This window comes from Aurantimonas sp. C2-5-R2 (assembly GCF_036549495.1).
GTDB lineage: Bacteria > Pseudomonadota > Alphaproteobacteria > Rhizobiales > Rhizobiaceae > Aurantimonas > Aurantimonas coralicida_A.
Window position 1 is genome coordinate 105551 of sequence record NZ_JAZHLJ010000003.1, and the last position, 21816, is coordinate 127366.

Here is a 21816-nt window from a genome sequence, read left to right on the forward strand (position 1 = left end):
ACGGCTCATCGGTTCCCGCTTTGGCGGTTTTCCGTCCCGTCATCGTATCGGAGAGGGCGTAGGTCGCATGAACGACCCGGCCGGAAAAGTTCGGCCCGCAAGCCTGCTTTTTTTCATCAGCTGTTTCTCATCCCCCGCGACCTGGCAGTCGAGACGCTCATCTGGAACGCAAGCCTGCTCAGACAGAACGGGTTACCTCCGGCCCAGGCAGGATTTGAAACGTAGCAAGACCGGTTGACGCTCTTGGGAGCCGTGTGGCGCTCGTTCCACCTAACCGGATGGGGCCGACGGCCGCCGCTGCTTTGAAATCAATTCATTCTTATGAATATATGACGGTACCGGCCATCGTTCTGGCCATCCTAAACCGTGGGAACAGAGCCAATGATCAGCCGTCGCGCATTCAATCGAGCCCTGCTCGCGGGGCTCGCCGTGCGGCTGGCACCTGCCATTGTGGGAAACGCATTGGCGTCGACCGACGCCGGAACGCTGACGACCGTCAGCGACGGCAATCTGGTCCTGCCACTTAACTTCGTTTTGCCCGATATCCCCCAGGCCGACCTCGCGGCTCTGGAGGAAGCAACCTTCATTCAGTCCGGTGAATTGTTGCCGCCCTGCAACCTGACCCTCGTCCGTCTGCCGGACCGTCTGGTCCTTTTCGACGCCGGGTCGGGCCCAAATTTCATGCCCTCGGCGGGCCGCCTGATCGAGAGCCTGGAGGCCGCGAAGATCGATCCCGGCGAGATCACCGATGTCGTGTTCACCCACGCCCATCCCGATCACATCTGGGGCGTCGTTGATGATTTCGACGAAGTGGTCTTCCCGCAAGCGTCGTTCCACATCTCTGGAGCGGAATGGGACTTCTGGCGTTCGGAGGAAACGCTGTCGACCGCGCCGGACGACCGCAAGGTTTTCGTCGTCGGGGCTCGCAGCCGCTTTGACGCGATCGAGGAGCGAACCGAGCGCTTCCAGGCCGGTGCGGAGATCATCCCCGGAATCGAGGCGATGGCGACGCCCGGGCATACGCCGGGCCACACGGCCTTCGTGATTCACGCCCTCGATGAGCCGGCGATGGTCGTCGGTGATGCCATCTCCAACGACCCGGTCTCCTTCGCTCGCCCGGAGTGGCATTGGGGCGCGGATCAAGACCGGGAGGAGGGGGCGTTGACGCGCCGCATGCTGCTCGACCGGCTGGCGGCGGAGAAACTCAGGTTCGTCGGCTTTCACCTGCCCGACGGCGGGATCGGGCGTGTGGAGGTCGAGGGTGCAGCCTACCGCTTCGTTCCTGCAGGCTGATTCACTTCCCCGGACCCCGTTCGATGCGAAAGAAGGCGTAACGAACCGAACCTTCCAGGATATAGGCCAAGCCCAGCCGCGCTCCGATCGCGATCGAGATCAGCACGATCGGCGCCGAAATCGACAGAAGCGAGGCGGCCGAAATGCCCTGTCCGATCGTACAGCCGAGCGAGAACACGCCGCCCACTCCCATCAGTGCAGCCCCCGCCAAGTGACGCGACAGTTCGCGTGCGTCGTCGCAGGCTTCCCAGCGGACGTCGCGGCGTTGCACGGCGGCGGCCGCGGCGCCGACGACGACGCCGAGAACGAGGCCGACACCGTAATCGGGCAGGCTACCTGTGACGGCGATGATCTGTAGGATGAGGTCCCCCGGCGGCACCACGAAGGACGCGCTTTCGATCTGAACGGGATCAAAGGACCGGGCCGCGATCCATGAGGTCGCCGCCCAGCCGAATGCGACGACCGCGCCGATCCCCACGCCGGCGATGATCTTGCCGTGATCATGGCGAAACGCCGACGACCTGAAAATCCATGACCCCAGTAGCGTGACTACCAGGACAGCGACCGTGAACGACAGGTCACGGCCGACGATCGCGCTGACGAACGAGCCGAGCGACTGGTCGGGCGATCCCAGCGCGGACAGATCGTAAGCTTGGGAGTCGACGAGGGCGACGCGGCCGATGGCGACAACGCCCCGCTGCGCCGCGAGGGCCGAGAGCCCCAGAATGACGACCACGATGAGGCCGCGCAGCGACCCTCCGCCAAGCCTTACCAGGGCGCCGAAGCCGCACGTGCCGACCAGCGCCATGCCGAAGCCAAAGGCGACGCCGCCCAAGATCGCGCCGGTCCAGCCGAAGGAGGGGGAAAGATAAAAGCTTTGCTGAGGTTCGAAGAGACCGGCAAGGCTGAGAGCCTGACTCAGCACGATGGCGACCATGATCGCCAACCCCCAGGCTCTTAAACCGTTGTCGTCGCCGGCATACCAGCGCCGTTCCAGCGCCGACATCGTGCAGAAATGATAGCGTCGCGCGACGTAGCCCATCGCCGTTCCGGCAATCAGGCCGGCCAGCGGCAGCGCGAGGCCGCTTTCCATGAGCATGTTGGTGCCTCCCAATGCGCATCTCGGTGCGCTTCCCCCTCGAAGGCTAGGCGTGGCATCGACCAGACGCAAGCGTCTGATCCGCAAACCTTATCCCCGAGCCGTCGGCTACAGCGACTTCCTGCGGACCGGGGCGCAGAACAGGTCGTACAGCGTTCCGATCAGCGACGTCACTTCCTCATTGGCGAGGCTGTAGTAAATCGTGCGGCCTTCGCGGCGGGTCACCACCAGCCGGTCGAGACGAAGCCTGGCCAGCTGCTGAGAGACAGCCGCCTGCGGCATCGACAAGATCGCTTCAATGTCACCGACAGAGCGTTCGCCTTCCGAGAGCAGGCACAGGATCATCAGCCGCGTTTCGTGCGACATCGCTTTCAGCAGGTCGCTCGCCTTTTTCGCCTGCTCGAAAAACGCGTCGGACTCCTCCACCGAAGTCGTTTGGTCGAATTTGGGTACGGCCCAAAGAGTCACGCTGCTCAATTTGGTTGCCCGTCCTGGCTCATCAATCGGCTGCAGCCGTATCGGCTGCGGGCAGTTTCGACAGCATATCGTCTAACAGCCCCCAGAAGAACTCGTTTCCCGGATACCCTATCATGCGCTCGATCTCTACCCCCTTATCGAGCAGGATGAAAGTTGGCGTGAGCCGTTCCGGCCGAATTCCCTCCAGATCCGCGGGCCAGTCCTCGGTAATATCGACGCGGCGCAACGGGGCACGCCGACCCTCGTCGGTCTTGGCATAGGCGGGAGCGATCTCTTCATTGAAGCGCTTGCACCAGACGCATCCGGGCTGTTCGAGCATCAGCAACTCGGCGGCTGACAACGCGGAGCGATGGGCGAGAAGGGATGCCACGGCAACCGCCATGACAACAACCAGCCGTAGAAGCTGCGAGAAGGGGCGGACATTTACAACGGATGAAAACATATGCATTCTTCTATGAATTAGATTCCATTATGGCGCAGACGATCGCTTTCGGAAGCCCAAACATAAGATCGTCCTCGGAAACCTCCAAATGCTCGATGTCGGATTCGGTGCGGCCCTTCTGGCGGGACTTCTATCCTTTATCTCACCATGCGTGCTGCCGATCGTTCCCCCATATCTGGCGTATCTGGCGGGGCTCAGCTTCGATCAGGTGCGTGAGCGCGGCTCCGAACCTGCCGTGGCTCGGCAGATCATGCTGGCCTCGACCGCCTTCGTCGCGGGCTTTACGACCGTCTTCGTCGTTCTCGGTGCGACCGCAAGCATCATCGGCCAGGCTGTTGCGCAGTGGTTCGATGTCTTGTCGATCATCGCCGGGGTGATCATCATCGTGATGGGGCTGCATTTCCTCGGCGTGTTGCGCCTGGGATTGTTGTATCGTGAAGCGCGGGTGCAAGTAGCCAGGAAACCGGCCGGGCCGGTCGGTGCCTATGTCATGGGGCTCGCCTTCGCATTCGGCTGGACGCCTTGCGTCGGACCGGTTCTGGCGGCAATCCTGTTTGTCGCTGGTTCGCAGGATACGGCTCTGCGGGGCGCGGGGCTGCTGGCGACATACTCGCTTGGGATCGGGGTGCCGTTTCTGATCGCGGCGGCTTTCGCCACGCGCTTTCTGGATTTCGTCGGGCGTTTCCGTCGCCACATGGCCACTGTCGAGAAAGTGATGGGCGGCCTGTTGGTGTTCACGGGGATACTGTTCGCGACCGGGCAAATGTCGACGATATCCTATTGGCTTTTGGAAACTTTTCCGGGATTCGCGACGATCGGTTGATCGACGGGTTCGCAAACAGAGGAGAACTGCATGCTCAGGCAATTGCTTATCGCCAGCGCCTTCATCGGCGTTCTCGCCGGCAGCGCCTACGCTGTGGAAATCGGCGACGACGGTCTGCACAAGCAGGACTGGTTCTCCCTCACCTTCAAGGATGTGGCGGAAGACATCCAGGCTGCCAAGGACGAGGACAAACGCCTCGTTCTGGTCTTCGAGCAGCGCGGCTGCATCTACTGCAAGAAGATGCACGAGGAGCTGCTGACCAACCCTGAGGTGCGGGATTACATCCAGGCCAATTTCAAGGTCGTCCAGTACAATCTGTTCGGTGACGAGGAAGTGACCGACATCGACGGCGAAACGCTGACGGAAAAGAGCGCGGGCCGGCGTTGGGCCGTCGTGTTCACGCCAACTATTCTCTTTATGCCGGAAGAAGTGCCAGAAGAGGGAACGGCAGGCGAGGCCGCGGTGGCAACGATGCCGGGCCTGTTCGGTAAGCAAACCTTTCTTCACATGTTCGAGTGGGTCAGGACCAAGGGCTACGACGGCGATGAGCACTTTCAGAAGTATCATGCCCGCAGGCTCGAAGAGAAAGGCCTCATCGATGCTCAGCCGGCCAATTAATTGCTGCAGCGCAGCAAGTCCGATTGAGCGACCGCAAAATATTCAAAAAAAACAATTCTTGCATTTTTCGCACTGGATCGCCTAAGCTGAGTTCCAGAATCGCAGCAGATCGGCCGCAAAAGGCCGGCAATCGGAGGAAGTCTTGTTCATGACGCGTTCTCTCGCGCTAAGCCTCGCCTTGATCGTAACGGCCACTCCGCTGGCCACCGCCGCCGAAACGGCGCCCACTGAGGTGGCCTTTACAGATATGGCGGTGCCGGAATCTTTGACCGATCAACCTGGCGACCCGGAAAAGGGACGCGAGATTTTCGCGGATCGCAAGTCGGGCAATTGCCTCGCCTGCCACGCGAACAAGGATCTTTCGGGCCAGCTTTTCCATGGAACCGTCGGGCCGGTGATGGACGGCGTGGCGACGCGCTGGGAGCCGGGGCAGCTACGGGCGATCGTCGCCAATGCAAAACAAGTGTTTGGTGAGCAGACCGTCATGCCGGGCTTCTATACGCTCGATGTGGGGGTGGACGTCGCCGAAGAGCATCAGGGCAAGACGATCCTGTCGGCGCAAGAGGTCGAGGACGTCGTAGCCTATCTGGGTACGCTGAACGGCGAATAGTGAAAGGTTGATAAAATGAATGTCACGAGACGACACATGTTCGCGCTGTCCGCCGGCGCTGCGGCGGCCGGCCTGGTTGCGTTTGCACCCGGGCGGGCGTTCGCAACTCCCGAGGAGACGGAAAAGGCTCTGTCGACCCTGACGGGTGGTACCGAGCCGCAGACCGGCAAGATTTCGCTGACCGCCCCCGAGATTGCCGAGAACGGCAACACGGTGCCGATCTCGGTCGAGGTCGAGAGCCCGATGACAGAGGGCGAGTACGTGGAATCCGTCACGATCTTCGCCGATGGAAATCCCAATCCGGAGGTGGCGACCTTCCTGTTCACGCCGATGAGTGGCTCGGCCGTGGCGACGACGCGCATTCGGCTCGCCAAGACACAAAACGTCATTGCGGTGGCGAAGCTGAGCGATGGCTCGACCTACTCCGATCGCAAGGAAGTCAAGGTGACGATCGGTGGTTGCGGCGGCTGATCGCCGGATAAGACAAAATTCACCGAATCAGAAATCGATCGATGCGCGGCCGGGCCAAGACCTAGGGAGCCGCGGGCATCGGAGGAGACGAAAAGATGGCATCCAAGCCCAGAGTGAAGGTCCCGAAAAGCGCCGAGGCCGGCGAGGTCGTGACGATCAAGACGCTGATCAGTCACGATATGGAATCCGGTCAGCGCAAGGACAAAGAAGGCAACGTGATCCCGCGCCAGATCATCAACAAGTTTACCGCCGAGTTCAATGGAGCGAAGGTCTTCGAGACCAACCTTGAGCCCGCGGTTTCGGCGAACCCCTATTTCGAGTTCACCTCCAAGGTGCCGGAGAGCGGGACGTTCAAGTTCACCTGGGTCGACGACAATGGCGAGACCTACACGGACGAGCAGAAGATCGAGGTCAAATAAGGATCGGGCCGGCTTTCCGAAGCCGGTCGGCCATCCATCGATCACTGCAATCGGGAGGAAAATCGCGTGAAAAAAACTGCCATCGCCCTGATGGGTATTGTCTCTTTCGGTAGTCTCACAATGGTCTTTGGCGCTGCCGCCGAGCCGGTCGACGAGAAATTAAGTATCGACGGTAAGGAAATGACGATCGTTGCCCCGGCGCCGACGGAGCCCGAAGGCCATCCCTTCAAGGAAGTGAAATCCGGCTGGCTTTACCGTGAGGCGGAGACCCGCCAGGTTGAATCGGACAGTTTCGAAAATCCCGGCATGCTCAATGTCGAGCGGGGCGAGGAGATATGGAACACCGTCGAGGGAGCGGCAGGGAAGTCCTGCGCTTCTTGTCATGACGACGCGGCGGAGTCGATGAAGGGAGTCGGCGCGAATTACCCGAAGTGGAACGAGAAAGAGCAGAAGCCGTTCAACGTCGAACTGCAAATCAATGCCTGCCGGACCGAGCGGATGGAGGCAGAGCCCTATAAGTTCGACGTTCAGGATCAGAAGGACCTGACTGCCTTCGTCAAGCATCAGTCGCTCGGCGAGCCGACGAAGGTCGATCTCGCCGAGGGTGAGATGATGGACTGGTGGCAGAAGGGCAAGGATCGCTATTATCTGCGTACCGGCCAGTTGAACCTGTCCTGCGCATCCTGTCACGAAGATAATTCCGGCCAGTACATTCGGGCCGATCATCTCAGTCAGGGGCAGACCAACGGCTTTCCGACCTATCGCCTGAAACAGTCGAACCTGGTTTCGATCCAAAACCGGTTCCGCGGCTGTATCCGCGATACGCGTGCCGAATATCCGGCGGCCTTTTCCGATGAGCTGATGGCTTTGGAAGTCTATACCTCATGGCGCGGTAGCGGCTTGTCGGTCGAAACGCCGGCAGTGCGGCAGTAGAATAAGTCAGCGAGGGTGCCCGTAGGCGCCCTCGCGTCTTCTTTTCCAAAACGAGTTGACGAATCCGGATCGCCAGTGCTGTCCGGAACGAGGGCAAGCTATGTTTTCAAGACGCGAGTTTTTGACCGCGACGGTGGCCTTGGCAGCCCTGACCGGCTCAGGATTGTCCGGTCGCTGGTCCCGTGCGGCCGCGCAGCAGCTGATGAGCGAGGACGACCTGCTCGGGGCACCCGATTTCGGCAATCTCACGATCCTTCATATCACCGACATTCATGCTCAGTTGAAGCCGGTCTTCTTTCGCGAGCCAGCCGTCAACATCGGCGTTGGCGAGGCCGTGGGGCAGCCGCCGCATGTCTCCGGCGCGGATTTCCTCAAGCTCTACAACATCGAACCGGGCACGCCCGATGCCTATGCGCTGACGTCAGAAGACTTCGCGGCGCTGGCCGGGCAATACGGCAAGATGGGCGGGCTCGATCGCACCGCGACGATCGTCAAGCGCGCCCGCGCCGAGCGCGGTGATGACAATGTCCTCCTGCTTGACGGCGGCGATACCTGGCAGGGCAGCTATACGGCGAACAAGACCTCCGGCGCAGACATGATCACCGCCATGAACGCGCTGAAGCCCGACGCAATGACTGGGCACTGGGAGTTCACCTACGGGACCGACCGGGTGAAAGACGCCATTGAGGGGTTGCCGTTCGCGTTCCTCGGCTCGAATATTTTCGACAATGAATGGGACGAGCCAGCCTTCGAGGCATGGAAGATGTTCGAGCGGGGCGGGTCGAAAATCGCCGTCATCGGACAGGCATTCCCCTATACGCCGATCGCCAATCCATCATGGCTGATCCCCGGCTGGTCCTTCGGCATCCGCGATGAGGAGATCGTCAAGCACGTCGCGGCGGCGAAGGCGGCCGGCGCCGATCTGGTCGTGCTGTTGTCGCATAACGGCTTCGACGTCGACCGCAAGCTGGCCTCACGCGTCGAGGGCATCGACATCATTTTGACGGGTCATACCCATGACGCGCTGCCGGAGCCCTTCATGGTCGGCAAGACCATGCTGATCGCCTCAGGCTCGAACGGCAAGTTCCTCAGCCGCTTGGATCTCGACATTTCGGACGGGCGGTTGAAGGACTTCCGCTATCGTCTGATCCCGGTCTTTTCCGATGTCATCACGCCGGACCTCGAGATGGCGTCGATCATTGATTCAGTACGAGAGCCCTACGAGGATGAATTGAAGCGCGTCGTCGGCAGGACCGAGAGCCTGCTTTACCGTCGTGGCAATTTCAACGGCACATGGGATGATCTGATCTGCGAGGCGCTGCTCGAAGAGCGGGATGCGGAAATCGCCCTGTCGCCGGGCTTCCGGTGGGGCACCTCCCTCCCGGCCGGAAGCGACATCACCATGGAAGACGTCTACAACGTCTGTGCCATGACCTATCCCGCGGTCTACCGGAACAAGATGACCGGCGAGACCCTGAAGGCCATCCTCGAGGATGTGGCGGACAACCTCTTCAACAGCGATCCCTATTACCAGCAGGGCGGCGACATGGTGCGCGTCGGCGGTATGGGATTTGGGATAGATCCGACCAAGGAGATCGGCTCGCGCATTTCCGACATGACGATCCTCAAGACCGAAACGTCGATCGAGGCGAGCCGGGAATATGTCGTCGCCGGATGGGCCTCGGTCAACGAAGGGACCGAGGGACCGGCGATCTGGGACGTCGTCGAAGGTTATCTGGCGAAGAATCCGACGGTGTCGCTCGAACAAAACCGCAGCGTTCAACTGAAAGGTTGAACTCGCTTCTCGACAGCCAAGATCCGCGCTGATATATTCTGATTATTGAATATATCGATATTCGGAGGAAACTAATGATCGACGGCCCCGAAAAGGCGGGAGACGGGGCCTCCCGTCGACGCTTTCTGAAGCGAAGCCTGGCGCTAGGAGGCGCCGCGGCGCTTGCGGGTATCGGAGGCCGGCAAGCCTCTGCCGCGGCGGGCGGCGATCCGGCGATTACCGAGGTTCAGGACTGGAACCGTTATCTCGGCGATGGCGTCGACGCGCGGCCTTACGGAATGCCGTCGCCGCATGAGTCGGAAGTCGTTCGGCGCGACGTCTCGTGGCTGACGGCGGATTCGACGAGTTCGGTCAATTTCACGCCGCTGCATGAACTCGACGGTATCATTACGCCGAATGGCCTGTGCTTCGAGCGCCATCACGCGGGTATCGCCGAGATTGCGCCGAATGAGCATCGGTTGATGATCAACGGGCTGGTTGATCGCCCGCTGGTCTTCACGATGGAAGATCTGAAGCGCTTTCCGCGTGAGAACAGGATCTACTTCCTCGAATGTGCCGCCAATACCGGCATGGAATGGCGTGGCTCGCAGCTGAATGGCTGTCAGTTCACCCACGGCATGGTGCATTGCGTCATGTATACGGGGACGCCGCTCCGCTATCTCCTGGAGGAAGCCGGGGTAAAGAGCGCCGGTTCCTGGCTTCTCGCCGAAGGCGCCGATGCTTCGGCGATGACCCGTTCGATCCCGATGGAGAAGGCGCTCGACGATTGCCTCGTCGCCTGGAAGATGAACGGCGAGGCGCTGCGTCCCGAGCAGGGCTATCCGGTTCGTCTCGTCGTGCCGGGGTGGGAAGGCAACATGTGGGTCAAGTGGCTGCGCCGCCTCGAGGTCGGAGATGCCCCTTGGCAGCAGCGTGAGGAGACCTCGAAATATACCGATCTTCTGGCCAATGGCGAAGCGCGACGCTTTACCTGGGCGATGGACGTGAAGTCCGTCATTACCAATCCCAGCCCGCAGGCGCCCATCACACATGGCCGGGGACGTACCGTCGTGACTGGCCTGGCCTGGTCGGGCAATGGCCGCATCAAGCGCGTCGACGTTTCGCTTGATGGTGGCCGGAATTGGATCGAAGCGCGGATCGACGGGCCGAGCCTGTCGATGGCCGTGCACCGGTTCTATCTCGATTTCGACTGGGACGGATCGGAACTCTTCCTGCAATCGCGCGCGATCGACGAGAAGGGCTTCGTTCAGCCGACCAAGGACGAACTGCGCGCGGCGCGCGGTGAAAACTCAATCTATCACAATAATGGTATCCAGACCTGGTGGCTGCAAACCGACGGAGCGCTCGAAAATGTCGAAGTTTCCTAAGCTCCTGCTCGCGACTGGTGCCATCGTCGGTGTCTTGGTGTCACCGGCCCTGGCGGCGGGCGATGCCGACGCCGGCAAGAAGGTCTTCAACAAGTGCCGCGCTTGTCATGCGGTCGGAGAGGGCGCCGCCAACAAGATCGGTCCGCAGCTGAACGAGCTTTTCGGGCGGGCCGCGGGCGGTCTTGCCGATTACAAATATTCTCCCGCCTTGACGACGGCCGGAGAAGGCGGCGTCGTGTGGGGCGAAGCGACCCTGTCGGAATTTCTCGCGGACCCGAAAGGCTTTGCGAGCGGTACCAAAATGGGTTTCGCGGGCCTCAAGAAGGAAGACGACCGCGACGATGTCATCGCCTATCTGGCGACATTCTCGAGCGAGACTGCGGCGGCTACGGATGCCGAGAAGCCCGGTGATGGCGAAGCTGTCGCCGAGGCGGAGGTGAAGACGCCTGAGCCGACCCAGCCGGAGACGAAGTCGGCCGAGAACGAGGCGGGCGGGACTGCGGTGGCGGCTTCTGTCGCGGCCGAGCCGTCCGGCGGACCGCTCAGCCTCGGCCGACCGGCAACCGAAGAGGAGGTCGCGGCTTGGGATATCGATGTCAGGCCCGATGGAAAAGGGCTGCCTGTCGGTCGTGGGACGGTTGCCGAGGGCGAGCCGATCTTCACCGAGAATTGTGCGTCCTGCCACGGCGATTTCGGCGAGGGCCGCGGGCGCTGGCCGGTGCTCGCCGGCGGGTTCGATACCTTGACCCGCCAGCGTCCGGAAAAGACGGTCGGCTCCTATTGGCCCTATCTGTCCACCGTCTACGACTATGTCTACCGGGCGATGCCATTCGGTAACGCGCGGTCGCTGAGCGACGACGACGTCTACGCTCTGACCGCCTATATCCTCTACCTCAACGATATCGTGACGGATGAAGAGTTCGAGCTGTCGAACGAGAACTTCACCACGATCGAAATGCCGAATGTGGATGGGTTCATCCCGGATACTCGCGAGGCGGAAGCGCACTATCAGACGAGCGATCCCTGCATCACCGACTGCAAGCCGGAACCGGCAAAAGTGACGATGCGGGCGCAGGTCCTCGATGTCACGCCGGACACGGCCGACAGCGAGGGCGAGGGCCCAGCCGGCGGCAACGTCGACTGATCGCCGGGGGCTGGAGCGGCAAGCATGGATATCTCGCGGTGTGGCAATAGATGGTGCTGACATCGTCATCGCGAGATATCCTCGGCTGAAGACGATCAGCCGGAGGACTCTGCCATGCACCGTCGTCGTCCCTTGCATTCCGCCGCACTCATGTCCGCCGCGAAGATTATCGCGGTGGGCATCTGGCTTACACTGATGCCGATGCTGGCGGGCGGCTGGGCAACGACCGCCAAGGCTCAGGGCGCGGAAGACGATTCCAGCTTCGCCACGCAAAGACTGGCCCTTCAGGTGTCCGTTGACGACGAGGCCGTGATGCGTTCGGCCCTCGATATCGCCGCCAACGTGTCCCGCTTTTATTCGGATCAAGCGGAAGAGGTCGATATTCGCATCGTCGTTTTCGGGCTTGGCATGCCGATGCTGCGCCCGGAAATGTCCCCAGTCATGGATCGCCTGAAGGCGTTCGATCAGAGCATGCCCAACGTCAGTTTCGCGGCCTGCGGCAACACGCTGGACTCGCTGGAGCGGGCGGAAGGCGCTCGGCCGGAGATTGTCGAATACGCGGATGTCGTGGAGGCAGGGGTCGCCGAACTCATGCGCCTCGACCAGGCGGGCTATACGATCGTCAAGCCGTAACCGTTACGGTGCACGGCGCAATCCGACCTCGGCCACGTTGGGAAACGGAAACCGGCCCAGCATCGCCGGGCCGATCGCGTCATGGAAATTTGACGTGGGCGGAATCAATAGCCGCGCGCCGATTGCGACCGAATAAGCATCAACCGGCTCTCGGTCTGAAGATCGCGGTAAGTCGCCTCCGAGCCCGGGACGCGGACGCGGTTGCCAAACGCGTGCCGCGAAACCGGCGTGCCGAACCGGGTGGACGAGCGGAAGCCACTGGAAATGAACGCCGGTCCGTGTGTCACGCCCAGGGCAGTTTCATAGCGGGTGTTCTCTTCCGCTTTGCGGTAGGCATCTTCCGAGCCGGGGATGATGCCGCCGCCGGCCAAGACGGTGGATGCTGGGAGCATTAGAGTCGCGATGATCAGTCCTATAAGAACGGTCTTCATATTCACCTCCTCTATTCAAGTCGGAAAGCGGTTGCTTTCAGAAGTGAATTCGTCGAGGCAAGACGACAGGTTACGGCTAAGGGTGTCACCTTGTCTTGAGCGTAACTTGTTCGATTCTATTTTGGGGAGGACGTCAGGCAGCCTATTCGGGCCGGGCTCGGCTCGCCCGTTCGACGGTGGGGTAGGTTTGGTTCACCAGCGCAGAACGCGGTTGCCTGCGAATGCGCCGGCGGCGACGAGGATCAGCGAAGCGAAAGAGTACCAAGCCGCCACGAACAACGGCGAGTCGTTGGGGCACCGGGCGGTATAGAACAAGGCGGCCATCGACGCCGCGGCGAGACCCGCCATCGCGCCGGCCAGAGCCGGCCGCGTGGGCGCCTGTCGGCGCAGCGCCCAGAGGAACATAATCAGTAGCGGCGTCCCCAGCGAAATGATCGCAATCACGCAGAACAGGAAGTTCATGCCGGTCAGACTGGTCGCCCAAAGATCTGGGGACAGCGCGAACAGTTCCGCCGCCACGGAGAGCGCGAGGAGGCCGCCGGGAAGAAACAGCCACTCCAGAGATCGTTTCATGGACACGCCCGGATGCGCCGACGCGCGCATCGCCAGGAAGGCGGTGACGGCCAGAGTGCCGGTGATGGCGAATTTGGACAGGAAACGCGCCGTTTCCCAAACATAGAAGAGGTCCGGCCGCAATCCGATCGCGCCGAAGAAGAAGACCCCGGTCGTTCCGGCTGCCAGAACCGCGAGGAACAACCACGACGGGCCTCGGTCGTGCGCTTTGCGATCACGGTCGGAGGCAAGCGTTTCGATGAGGAATTGCGTGTCCATATTCAGGTTCGTCCAAATTTCGCGGCGATCGATGCCAGACCGCGGTGAAACGCAACCCGGACCGCTCCCTCCGTCACGCCCAGCCGGTTCGCAGTTTCGCCGACCGAACGTCCTTCGAGCGACAGCGCGGCGACGACCTCCCTCTGGCGCCCAGCGAGCAGCCGCAATGCCTTCGTGACATCGAGCCTGTTCGCGGTCGGGACAGCCGCCGGGTCCTCAAGCTTGTCGGTAAAGTCCGCGATGTCGAGGTTCACCCTGCGCCCGTGCCGGCGATATGCGTCGATCGCCTTGTAACGGGCGATAGCGAATAACCACGGAGCCACCGGTTCGCCCTCTCGCCAAGTATGGCGCTTGATATGAACGGCCATCAAGATTTCCTGCACGAGGTCCTCCGGATCGAAGCCACTGGCACTTGCGGGCGCCTTCCGTCGGGCAAATCCCCGCAAGATTTTCGCGGCCTCCTCAAGAAACTGACGATACGCATTCTCGTCCCCCGCGTTCGCGGAAGTCAAAAGCGTGTCCAGTCGTCCGAAATCGGCTGGCGGGACTGGCATCGTGTTGGTCCTTCGCGTGGTGCCGTGATGATGTTTCGCAGCATCGCAAAATTTTCGTCCGCTCGCTCTCAAGCCTGTTCACATCATGGTGACAGCGAAGCGATTCCCAGCCGGCGCGCGCACCTCACGTTTTCGGAGGATATTCATCGGCCGATTGTGTTAGCGAGACTCATGTCCCTGCGGCCAGCCCAATACGGTCCGATGAGAGTCATGCGGCACGAGCGCCACGGCTTTACCGCGCTTGGGCTGTTGCTGTTGATCGTCCAATTGCTCTTGGGCGGGATGGCGCAGGGCGCGATGGCAGCGCAAGGCGCTGGGCCCGGCGCTGTCATCTGTACGGGGCAGGGGACAGCCGGGCATTCATCGAGTGGCGCTGGTCGCATGGGCGACTGCCCGTGCCTGGCTGCGGCCTGCTGCCATGCCGGGATCGCCGGCGACGCCCGGATCCCGCTCGCGGCGCATCCCGTTTCCCGCGACGCCGCCTCCGTCGATCTGCCGAGCTCCCCCGTCGCGATGGATCGCAGGCCGCTGGCACTGTTTGCGCGCGCCGGACAAAGTCCTCCCACCCTCTCCTGAAGCGGATCCGCACTTTGTCGCGCGTTGAATCGCGCCCACCTGCTTTCTGGAGATTATCATGACTATTCTCATCATTCGCGTTTTCGCGACGGCACTTGTCGCCTGCATTCCGTTGTCCAATGCCCATGCCGATGTCACGCTTGTCGAAGCGACACCCACGTTGTCGACGGCATCCGAGGCGGTCGGTGATCTTGTTGTCAGCGGGGGCTTTGCCCGCGCCATGCTGCCGGGCGCCAAGGTCGGTGGCGGCTATCTGACGATCGCCAATCAGGGATCGACGGCCGACCGGCTGATCTCGGTGTCGTCACCCGCAGCGGGACGGGTCGAGCTGCATGAAATGGCGATGGAGGGCGAGGTTATGCGGATGCGCGCCCTCGAGGAGGGCCTCGCTATCGCAGCGGGAGAGACGATCGCGCTGGCGCCGGGAGGAAAACACCTGATGTTTTTCGACGTCGCCGAGCCGTTCGAGGAAGGCGCCAGCATTGCGGTGACCCTCACCTTCGAGCAAGCCGGCCCGGTGGAGGCTGCGCTGGCGGTGCTGAGCTCCGGCGCGACGCACGCCGAACAGAAGTAGAGGTTCGCTGCGTTTCGGGCTTCGATCGTGAGATCGACTTCGCCGGGGGGAAGGTGCCGACTTCCCGGCGAAGCTCCACTGACCTTCGAGCCGCGACAAACGAAAAAGCCGCCTGGATTTCTCCCGGCGGCTCCGCGTCTCTTGCGAGACTGTGCGGCCCTCGCTTCCCGACTCGCCAGTACATCCGTGGTCGGACGGGAAGCTAAAGGCCTTAGGCGCATCGACCTGAGTGTCAGGGACGCGTTGCACCATCCTTATATGGGTAACGCTTGTAGCTTGCGCAAGGCTGACTATTCGCTAGGGCACCGATATCCCGACCTGCGACCGGCGGCCCGATAATTTTTGTATGGTCAGTTGACCAAATGCCTTGTGGCGGCGCACCACAGCAAACGAGCACGCCTGCGCCGTGCCGAGAGCCGGCGCCGAAAAATCATCGTTCAACCGGAGTGATGCCCCATGACCGTCCAGCCGAACTCGATCGAGGCGCGCGACATCGCGTTCCACCTGCACAGCTACACCAATGCCCGTAAGCATGAAGCGAACGGCCCGGTGGTGATCGACAAGGGCGAGGGGGTCTACGTCACCGACACCGACGGCAACCGCTATATCGAGGCGATGGCGGGGCTGTGGAGCGTCGCCGTCGGTTTCGGCGAAAAGCGCCTGGTCGACGCCGCGGCGAAGCAGATGGGCAAGCTGCCCTACTACCACACCTTCACCCACAAATCGCATACGCCTGCGATCGAACTCGCCGAGAAGCTGGTCGCCATGGCGCCAGTGCCGATGTCGAAGGCCTATTTCACCAATTCCGGCTCCGAAGCCAACGACACGATGATGAAGTTGGTGCGCTATCGCTCCAACGCGCTCGGTCAGCCGCAGAAGAAGAAGTTCATTAGCCGGATGCGCGGCTATCACGGCGTCACGCTGGCCTCGGCCAGCCTGACCGGCCTCGTCAACAATCACCGCGATTTCGACCTGCCGATCGAAGGCGTCCTGCACACGACCTGCCCACATTTCTGGCGCGAGGGCCGCGACGGCGAGAGCGAGGAGGATTTCGCCACGCGCTGCGCCGAGGAGCTCGAAGCGATGATCCAGGCGGAGGGGCCGGAGACGTGTGCTGCCTTCATCGGCGAGCCGGTGATGGGCGCGGGCGGCGTCGTGGTGCCGCCGGCGACCTATTGGGAGAAGATCCAGGCCGTGCTCAAGCGGCACGACATTCTGCTGGTCGCCGACGAGGTGATCTGCGGGTTCGGGCGCACGGGGCAGATGTTCGGATCGCAGACCTATGGGATCGAGCCGGACATCATGACGCTGTCGAAGGCGCTGTCCTCGTCCTATCTGCCGATCTCCGCGCTGCTGATCAACGAAAAGGTCTATGGGCCGATCGCCGACCGGTCGGCCGAGATCGGCACGCTCGGTACCGGCTATACGGCGTCCGGTCACCCGGTGGCGGCGGCGGTGGCGCTGGAGAACCTCAAGATCATCGAAGAGCGCGATCTTGTCGGCAACGCCCGCGAGATGGGCGTTCACCTTCAGGCGGGCCTCAAGTCGCTCGAAGATCATCCGCTGATCGGGGAGGCTCGCGGCGTCGGGCTGATCGGCGCGATCGAGCTGGTCACGGACAAAAAGGCGAAGGTCGCGATGCAGCCGCCCGGCGCGATGGCGGCGCAAGCCTTCGCCATCCTGCAGAAGAACGGCGTCATCTCGCGGGCTATCGGCGATGCTTTGGCCTTCTGCCCGCCGCTGATCATCGAGGCCGGGCACATCGACACGATCGTCGAGACGACGCGGCGCAGTCTGGACGAATTGCAGGCGAGCCTTTGAAGCGGCGGTAGCGCGGAGAGGATGCCGACGTTCTCCACGCGTCGTCATCCTTCCTCTCACGCGTCGTCCCGGCCTTGCGCCGGGACCCATTCCAGGCCGTGCGAGCCACATTTGCGCGGTCGGCTCGCGATTATCCCTCGACATACTCATGCAGGATCGAGTTGATCAACGTCTGGTAGGGCATGCCCTTTTCGGCTGCCTTGGTCTTCAGTCGGGCCAGATCGCGTTCGGGAATGGCGATGGAAATGCGCCGTCGCTTGCCGTCGAGCGTGGCCCGCGCAATCTCGGCCCAAAGCGCCCGTTGTGTTTCGATATCGCCAACCGACACCCACTCGCCATTTTCGCTCGCCTCGTAGTCCTCGCGCTCGTCGTCGCTGATGATCGGCTTCGGCTCGGGTCGCTTCATGATTTTTTCCCCATAAAGGTACGGGTTGTCTTGCGGCTCGGAAACATCGTTTTCAGAAAGATGCCGCCGTCCTGCTCCACGAAGGGCACTACCCATATATAGTCATCGATCAGAACCAGCAGTTGCTGTTGATGCGCATAGCGCGTGCGGCTTGGATGGGCGCGTCTTTCGACAAGCGCCCCTTCGCTGAGCGCCACCAAGACACGCTCGAACCCGAAGCCGTAGCGGGTCTTGAGCGCCGCATTCTTTCCCGGATTCCACTCGATCGTCATATCGCTAATATGCTTGGAATATATATTCTCTTGCAAGACGCCGCAGAAAGATTCCTCCCCCCGTTCCTCCTCCCTCATGATGGTCCCAGCGCCAACTCCTCGTGAGCCAGGCGACGGGACGGTCGAGAGGATTTGTTGACATAAGCATATCTTTATGTGATCTGCGGGCAAGAAACGGGATCGATGACGCTATGACCGACACATTCGACCAACTCTTCGGGCCGCTAACCGAGGGCCGGTCGCCTGCGGAAGCGGCTGCCGCGCTGCGCAAGGCGGCGGGCGAACGCATTCTCGTGCTCGACGGTGCCATGGGCACCGAGATCCAGCTGCTTGGCCTCGGCGAGGATGATTTTCGCGGGCATCGCTTCGGCGCCTGCGAATGCCATCTGCAGGGCAACAACGACCTTCTGAACCTGACGCAGCCCAAGGCGATCGAGGAGATCCATTATTCCTACGCCATCGCCGGCGCGGACATTCTGGAAACCAACACCTTCTCGTCGACCTCCGTCGCCCAGGCCGACTATCAGATGGAGGCGGAAGTCTATGAGCTGAACCGTGACGGCGCGCGGCTTGCCCGCCGCGCCGCCATCCGCGCCGAACAGGCCGACGGCAAGCGCCGCTTCGTCGCCGGCGCGCTCGGGCCGACCAACCGCACGGCGTCGATGTCGCCGGATGTCAACAATCCCGGCTATCGGGCTGTTTCCTTTGACGATCTGCGGATCGCCTACGGCGACCAGCTGCGCGGGCTGATCGACGGCGGTGCCGATCTGATCCTCATCGAGACGATCTTCGACACGCTGAACGCCAAGGCGGCGGTCTTTGCCTGCGAGGAAATCTTCGCGGAGAAGGGCGTGCGCCTGCCGCTGATGATTTCCGGCACGATCACCGACCTGTCCGGCCGCACGCTGTCGGGCCAGACGCCGACGGCCTTCTGGCACTCGCTGCGCCACGCCAGGCCCTTCACAATCGGGCTCAACTGCGCGCTCGGCGCGGCGGCGATGCGCGACCATCTGGCGGAAATTTCCGGCGTCGCCGACACCTTCGTCTGCGCCTATCCGAATGCCGGCCTGCCGAACGAATTCGGCGAATACGACCAGAGCCCCGAGGCGATGGCCAAGGAGGTCGCTGTCTTTGCCGCAGAGGGGCTGGTCAACGTCGTCGGCGGCTGCTGCGGCTCGACGCCGGACCACATCAAGGCGTTGGCGGAGGCGGTGGCCGGCTATCAGCCGCGCCAGGTTCCCAAGATCAGGCCGCTGATGCGCCTGTCGGGCCTGGAGCCGTTCACGCTGACGCCTGAAATTCCGTTCGTGAATGTGGGCGAGCGCACCAACGTCACCGGCTCGGCGAAATTCCGCAAGCTGATCACCGCCGGCGATTTCGCCGCCGCGCTCGACGTCGCCCGCGACCAGGTGGCGAACGGCGCGCAGATCATCGACGTCAACATGGACGAGGGCCTGATCGACTCCAAGCAGGCGATGATCGAGTTCCTCAATCTCGTCGCCGCCGAGCCGGACATCGCGCGGGTGCCGGTGATGATCGATTCCTCGAAGTTCGAGGTGATCGAGGCGGGGCTGAAATGCGTCCAGGGCAAGCCGCTGGTCAACTCGATCTCGATGAAGGAGGGTGAGGCGGCGTTTCTCGAACAGGCACGGCTGGTGCGCGCCTATGGCGCGGCGGTCGTCGTCATGGCGTTCGACGAAAAAGGCCAAGCCGACACGATCGAGCGCAAGGTTTCGATCTGTACGCGCGCCTACAAGCTGTTGACGGAAGAAGCCGGTTTTCCGCCGGAGGACATCGTCTTCGATCCGAACATCTTTGCGGTCGCGACGGGCATCGAGGAGCACAATGGCTACGGCGTCGACTTCATCGAGGCGACGCGCCAGATCCGCGCGACCCTGCCGCATGTCCATATCTCGGGCGGCGTGTCGAACCTGTCCTTCTCGTTCCGCGGCAACGAAGCCGTGCGCGAGGCGATGCACGCCGTGTTCCTCTACCACGCTATCCAGGCGGGGATGGACATGGGCATCGTCAATGCGGGTCAGCTGGCGGTCTATGACTCCATCGATCCGGAACTGCGCGAGGCGTGCGAGGACGTCGTGCTCAACCGAAGCGACGACGGGACCGAGCGGCTTCTGGACCTTGCCGAACGCTGGCGCGGGCAGGGCGGCCAGGAGGCCAAGGCGAAGGATCTGACCTGGCGCGAGAAGCCGGTGAACGAACGGCTCGCCCATGCTCTCGTCAACGGCATCACCGAATATATCGACGCCGACACCGAGGAGGCGCGGCAGGCCGCCGAGCGCCCGCTGCACGTCATCGAAGGGCCGCTGATGGACGGCATGAACATCGTCGGCGACCTGTTCGGCGCCGGCAAGATGTTCCTGCCGCAGGTGGTCAAGTCGGCGCGCGTCATGAAGCAGGCGGTGGCGCTTCTGCTGCCTTACATGGAGGAGGAGAAGCGGCTGAACGGCGGCGAGGGGCGGAAGAACGCTGGCAAGATATTGATGGCGACGGTCAAGGGCGATGTCCACGACATCGGCAAGAACATCGTCGGCGTCGTCCTCGCCTGCAACAATTACGAGGTCATCGATCTCGGCGTCATGGTGCCCTCGGCGAAGATCCTCGAGACCGCGCGTCGGGAAGAGGTCGACATCATCGGCCTGTCCGGCCTGATCACGCCATCGCTCGACGAAATGGCGCATGTCGCCTCCGAGATGGAGCGCGAGGGCTTCGACATTCCGCTCTTGATTGGCGGCGCGACGACAAGCCGCGTGCACACGGCGGTGAAGATCGATCCGCGCTACCACCGCGGCCAGACGGTCCACGTCAACGACGCCTCGCGGGCCGTGGGCGTCGTTTCCAACCTTCTGTCGACGGAGGCGAAGTCAGGCTTCGTCGACGGCATTCAGGCGGAATATCGCAAGGTGGCCGAGGCGCACGAGAAGGGCGAACGCGATAAGCAGCGCCTGCCGCTTGCCAAGGCCCGTACCAACGCCTTCCAGCCCGATTGGGCGGCGTTCGAGCCGACGGCGCCGTCCTTTACCGGCGTCAAAGTCTTCGACGACTGGGATCTGGAGGAACTGTCGCGCTATATCGACTGGACGCCGTTCTTCCAGACCTGGGAGTTGAAGGGCCGCTATCCGGCGATCCTGGAAGACGAGAAACAGGGGGAGGCGGCGCGGTCGCTGTTTTCCGACGCGCAGGCGATGCTCAAGCAGATCGTCGCGGAGAAATGGTTCCGGCCCCAGGCGGTGATCGGCTTCTGGCCGGCGAATGCTGTTGGCGATGATATCCGGCTCTATACCGGCGACGACCGCCAGGACGAGATCGCGACTTTCTTCACCTTACGCCAGCAGCTCGCTAAGCGCGGCGATCGCCCGAATTTGGCGCTGGCGGATTTCGTCGCACCGAAGGACAGCGGCAAGGCGGACTATGTCGGCGGCTTTGTGGTCACGGCCGGGATCGGGGAGGAGGCAATCGCCAACCGCTTCGCCAAGGCCAATGACGACTATGCCTCGATCATGGTGAAGTCGCTCTCCGACCGTTTCGCCGAGGCCTTCGCGGAACTGATGCACGAGCGGGTGCGCCGGGAGTTCTGGGGCACTTCGCCCGACGAGACCTTTTCGCCGGACGCGCTGGCTGGCGAGCCCTATGCAGGCATCCGGCCGGCGCCTGGCTATCCCGCCCAGCCCGATCATACCGAGAAGGCGACTTTGTTCCAGCTGCTCGAAGCGGAAGCGAAGATCGGGGTGAAGCTGACGGAAAGCTACGCCATGTGGCCGGGGTCGTCGGTATCTGGCCTTTATATCGGGCATCCCGACTCGTATTATTTCGGGGTCGCCAAGGTCGAGCGCGATCAGGTCGAGGACTACGCCCGTCGCAAAGGGATGGCCGTCGGCGAGGTCGAGCGCTGGCTGGCGCCGGTGCTGAACTATGTTCCGAAATCGGCGGAAGCGCCGCGGGCGGAGGCGGCCGAATAGGCGGGGCAATCCGGATACATGACGATCGCCGTGGAGACCCAACCCACCTTTGCAGCGTACCCAGCGCGAAAATTTCTCACAAGCGAGCGGGAATTTGGAACGCACGACGCTGCGATGCGGTATCGGGGGGACTATATACTGTCGTGACGATCAGTGAGGCGGCGAGGTCGCGGGCGGTGCGGCAACCGTTTCTCCCGACAAACGGGATGGAAGAGCCGGCGGCAGACGGGCGCGAGCGCTTACGCCGGAT

23 protein-coding genes are annotated in these 21816 nt (G+C 62.3%); 15 read left to right on the forward strand and 8 right to left on the reverse strand.

Annotated elements, in window-relative coordinates; genetic code table 11:
• The first annotated feature begins 381 nt into the window (after positions 1–381).
• Positions 382–1293, forward strand: coding sequence for an MBL fold metallo-hydrolase (locus VQ044_RS02515; RefSeq protein ID WP_327623516.1), 912 nt, complete (start codon positions 382–384; stop codon positions 1291–1293).
• A gap of 1 nt (position 1294) precedes the next feature.
• Here VQ044_RS02515 and VQ044_RS02520 read toward each other — a convergent pair whose 3' ends face one another.
• From VQ044_RS02520 to VQ044_RS02530, 3 genes are all read right to left on the reverse strand, one after another.
• Positions 1295–2392: a YeeE/YedE family protein gene (locus VQ044_RS02520; RefSeq protein ID WP_327623517.1), complete on the reverse strand. Its 1098-nt coding sequence runs from the start codon at positions 2390–2392 to the stop codon at positions 1295–1297.
• 108 nt (positions 2393–2500) lie between these two features.
• Positions 2501–2818: an ArsR/SmtB family transcription factor gene (locus VQ044_RS02525; RefSeq protein ID WP_327623568.1), complete on the reverse strand. Its 318-nt coding sequence runs from the start codon at positions 2816–2818 to the stop codon at positions 2501–2503.
• A 73-nt stretch (positions 2819–2891) separates the two neighbouring features.
• The gene (locus VQ044_RS02530; RefSeq protein ID WP_327623518.1) at positions 2892–3251 is read right to left on the reverse strand and encodes a transcriptional regulator; all 360 of its coding nucleotides are present in this window, start codon (positions 3249–3251) and stop codon (positions 2892–2894) included.
• 148 nt (positions 3252–3399) lie between these two features.
• On the opposite strand from VQ044_RS02530, the gene VQ044_RS02535 reads away from it, so the two are divergent.
• From VQ044_RS02535 to VQ044_RS02580, 10 genes are all read left to right on the forward strand, one after another.
• The gene (locus VQ044_RS02535; protein ID WP_327623519.1) at positions 3400–4134 is read left to right on the forward strand and encodes a cytochrome c biogenesis CcdA family protein; all 735 of its coding nucleotides are present in this window, start codon (positions 3400–3402) and stop codon (positions 4132–4134) included.
• Positions 4135–4164: 30 nt separating this feature from the next.
• Positions 4165–4752 carry a thioredoxin family protein gene (locus tag VQ044_RS02540; RefSeq protein ID WP_327623520.1) on the forward strand — a complete coding sequence of 196 codons (588 nt, stop codon included), beginning with the start codon at positions 4165–4167 and terminating at the stop codon, positions 4750–4752.
• Positions 4753–4900: 148 nt separating this feature from the next.
• A complete protein-coding gene (gene soxX / locus VQ044_RS02545; RefSeq protein ID WP_327623521.1) occupies positions 4901–5362 on the forward strand; it encodes a sulfur oxidation c-type cytochrome SoxX in 462 nt (153 codons plus the stop codon).
• Positions 5363–5377: 15 nt separating this feature from the next.
• Positions 5378–5833 (forward strand): thiosulfate oxidation carrier protein SoxY, encoded by a 456-nt coding sequence (gene soxY / locus VQ044_RS02550; RefSeq protein ID WP_327623522.1) that lies wholly within the window; start codon positions 5378–5380, stop codon positions 5831–5833.
• Positions 5834–5928: 95 nt separating this feature from the next.
• Positions 5929–6252, forward strand: coding sequence for a thiosulfate oxidation carrier complex protein SoxZ (gene soxZ, locus VQ044_RS02555; RefSeq protein WP_327623523.1), 324 nt, complete (start codon positions 5929–5931; stop codon positions 6250–6252).
• A gap of 90 nt (positions 6253–6342) precedes the next feature.
• A complete protein-coding gene (gene soxA, locus VQ044_RS02560; RefSeq protein WP_327645950.1) occupies positions 6343–7185 on the forward strand; it encodes a sulfur oxidation c-type cytochrome SoxA in 843 nt (280 codons plus the stop codon).
• Positions 7186–7285: 100 nt separating this feature from the next.
• The gene (soxB, locus tag VQ044_RS02565) at positions 7286–8980 is read left to right on the forward strand and encodes a thiosulfohydrolase SoxB (RefSeq protein WP_327645913.1); all 1695 of its coding nucleotides are present in this window, start codon (positions 7286–7288) and stop codon (positions 8978–8980) included.
• A 74-nt stretch (positions 8981–9054) separates the two neighbouring features.
• Positions 9055–10347: a sulfite dehydrogenase gene (soxC, locus tag VQ044_RS02570; protein ID WP_327645915.1), complete on the forward strand. Its 1293-nt coding sequence runs from the start codon at positions 9055–9057 to the stop codon at positions 10345–10347.
• Positions 10331–11491 carry a c-type cytochrome gene (locus VQ044_RS02575; RefSeq protein WP_327645916.1) on the forward strand — a complete coding sequence of 387 codons (1161 nt, stop codon included), beginning with the start codon at positions 10331–10333 and terminating at the stop codon, positions 11489–11491. Before soxC ends, VQ044_RS02575 begins: the two co-directional genes overlap by 17 nt.
• Positions 11492–11665: 174 nt before the next feature.
• A complete protein-coding gene (locus VQ044_RS02580) occupies positions 11666–12124 on the forward strand; it encodes a DsrE family protein (RefSeq protein ID WP_327645918.1) in 459 nt (152 codons plus the stop codon).
• Between the two features lie 104 nt (positions 12125–12228).
• Here the strand turns inward: VQ044_RS02580 and VQ044_RS02585 are convergent, their stop codons facing one another.
• The 3 genes from VQ044_RS02585 to VQ044_RS02595 form a co-directional block, all read right to left on the reverse strand.
• Positions 12229–12555: a hypothetical protein gene (locus VQ044_RS02585; RefSeq protein ID WP_327623528.1), complete on the reverse strand. Its 327-nt coding sequence runs from the start codon at positions 12553–12555 to the stop codon at positions 12229–12231.
• Positions 12556–12747: 192 nt separating this feature from the next.
• Positions 12748–13386 carry an NrsF family protein gene (locus VQ044_RS02590; protein WP_327645920.1) on the reverse strand — a complete coding sequence of 213 codons (639 nt, stop codon included), beginning with the start codon at positions 13384–13386 and terminating at the stop codon, positions 12748–12750.
• 2 nt (positions 13387–13388) lie between these two features.
• Positions 13389–13940 (reverse strand): sigma-70 family RNA polymerase sigma factor, encoded by a 552-nt coding sequence (locus tag VQ044_RS02595; RefSeq protein WP_327645921.1) that lies wholly within the window; start codon positions 13938–13940, stop codon positions 13389–13391.
• Between the two features lie 171 nt (positions 13941–14111).
• Here VQ044_RS02595 and VQ044_RS02600 point away from each other — a divergent pair, with 171 nt between their 5' ends.
• The 3 genes from VQ044_RS02600 to VQ044_RS02610 all read left to right on the forward strand — a co-directional run bounded on the left by VQ044_RS02600 (position 14112) and on the right by VQ044_RS02610 (position 16911).
• Entirely contained in the window at positions 14112–14516 is a 405-nt protein-coding gene (locus VQ044_RS02600) for a hypothetical protein (protein ID WP_327650742.1), read from the forward strand.
• 58 nt (positions 14517–14574) lie between these two features.
• The gene (locus VQ044_RS02605) at positions 14575–15090 is read left to right on the forward strand and encodes a copper chaperone PCu(A)C (RefSeq protein WP_327645923.1); all 516 of its coding nucleotides are present in this window, start codon (positions 14575–14577) and stop codon (positions 15088–15090) included.
• Positions 15091–15546: 456 nt separating this feature from the next.
• Entirely contained in the window at positions 15547–16911 is a 1365-nt protein-coding gene (locus tag VQ044_RS02610; RefSeq protein WP_327645925.1) for an aspartate aminotransferase family protein, read from the forward strand.
• Positions 16912–17041: 130 nt separating this feature from the next.
• On the opposite strand, the gene VQ044_RS02615 is transcribed toward VQ044_RS02610, so the two are convergent.
• Entirely contained in the window at positions 17042–17317 is a 276-nt protein-coding gene (locus tag VQ044_RS02615) for a CopG family antitoxin (RefSeq protein ID WP_327623538.1), read from the reverse strand.
• Positions 17314–17667, reverse strand: coding sequence for a toxin (locus tag VQ044_RS02620; protein WP_327645926.1), 354 nt, complete (start codon positions 17665–17667; stop codon positions 17314–17316). Before VQ044_RS02620 ends, VQ044_RS02615 begins: the two co-directional genes overlap by 4 nt.
• A 113-nt stretch (positions 17668–17780) precedes the next feature.
• Between VQ044_RS02620 and metH the strand changes: the two genes are divergently transcribed.
• Positions 17781–21566, forward strand: coding sequence for a methionine synthase (gene metH / locus VQ044_RS02625; protein ID WP_327645928.1), 3786 nt, complete (start codon positions 17781–17783; stop codon positions 21564–21566).
• Positions 21567–21816: the final 250 nt, after the last annotated feature.